The 572-nt window shown below is 64.2% G+C and carries 1 pseudogene; it reads right to left on the bottom strand.

Annotation, left to right across the window (positions count from 1 at the left end):
• Positions 1 to 572 (bottom strand): annotated as a pseudogene (locus EOC06_RS43435) (M48 family peptidase); the annotation flags it as partial.

Raw genomic sequence — 572 nt, 5'->3', positions numbered from 1 at the left:
CGCCTGGCCCATGGACACCGGCAGCAGACCGGACCGCGCCGAATCGAGGCTGACCGCCTTGGCGTAGGCGTCCGCGGCTTCCTTGGGTTTGTTTGCCTTCATCAGGATGTCGCCGCGCAGTTCCTGGAAGTAAGCGTTCTTGGGCTGCGCCTTGATCAGTGCATTGGTCTTGGCGAGCGCGGCGGCGATGTTGCCGAACAGGTAGGTCGACTGGGCGTCGCCATATAGCGCGGCGAGTGTCCCTTGCATCTTTCGCATCAGCCGCGACGCAGCCGCCTGGCCTTCCATGTAGACGGCGATCTTCACCCGCACCATGTCATGGCGCTGCTGCAGCGCGGGCGGGTCCGGCCTGTCGACATTGGGGCTCTGTTTCACCAGCACTTCGAGATTGGAGATACGATCCCGCGGCATCGGATGGCTGATCCGGTAGGGATCGACTTGCGCGCCCGAGAGCGACAGCGCAGTCTGGAAGCGGTGAAACGTCTTCAGCATGCCCATGCCGGACTGGCCGGTGGCGTTGAGATAGGTGATCGCCGAGCGGTCGGCCGTCATCTCCTCGGTGCGCTGGTAGG

It is taken from the genome of Mesorhizobium sp. M7A.F.Ca.MR.362.00.0.0 (genome assembly GCF_004023175.1).
Classification (GTDB): Bacteria; Pseudomonadota; Alphaproteobacteria; order Rhizobiales; family Rhizobiaceae; genus Mesorhizobium.
The sequence above is the reverse complement of the archived record's forward strand: the minus strand, read 5'-3'. Positions and strand labels throughout refer to the sequence as shown.